We start from the raw sequence: 380 nt of genomic DNA, 5'->3' as shown, positions 1-380 counted from the left end.
TCACTTGTCTTAGCGTGACATCGGCCATTTGGTTTCCTCCAGTGATTGGAATTCAGTCGAGACGCCCGAACCAGGCGCCGTAGCCGCCAAGCTCGATGGAACCGCTGTTCGCCTGCCCCGAAAATCCGTGCCCGGGCAGAGGTTGCAGCGATCGGCCGCCAAGGTCAACCTTGGCCGGCCCGGCTCCCAGATTGAAGACGCAGACGATCTGCTCGTTGCCTGCGCGGCGCGTGAAGGCGACGGTGTCGCCCTCACTTTCGATGAAGGTGATGTCGCCCTTGGCGAGCGCCGGATGGGCACGCCGGAAGGTGAGAAAGCGCCGGTAGTGCTCGAGCAGCGAAGCCTCGTCGCCCTGCTGGACATTGACCGCTTGCGCCAGA

The 380-nt window shown here is 63.4% G+C and carries 1 protein-coding gene; it reads right to left on the bottom strand.

Features of this window, described 5'->3' with window-relative positions; all coding sequences use genetic code 11:
* Positions 1-52: 52 nt before the first annotated feature.
* Positions 53-380 (bottom strand): alpha-glucosidase C-terminal domain-containing protein (locus tag EOD07_RS37470; RefSeq protein WP_127238568.1); only part of this gene is annotated, 328 nt, incomplete at its 5' end.

It is taken from the genome of Mesorhizobium sp. M2C.T.Ca.TU.002.02.1.1 (genome assembly GCF_003997225.1).
The sequence above is the reverse complement of the archived record's forward strand: the minus strand, read 5'-3'. Positions and strand labels throughout refer to the sequence as shown.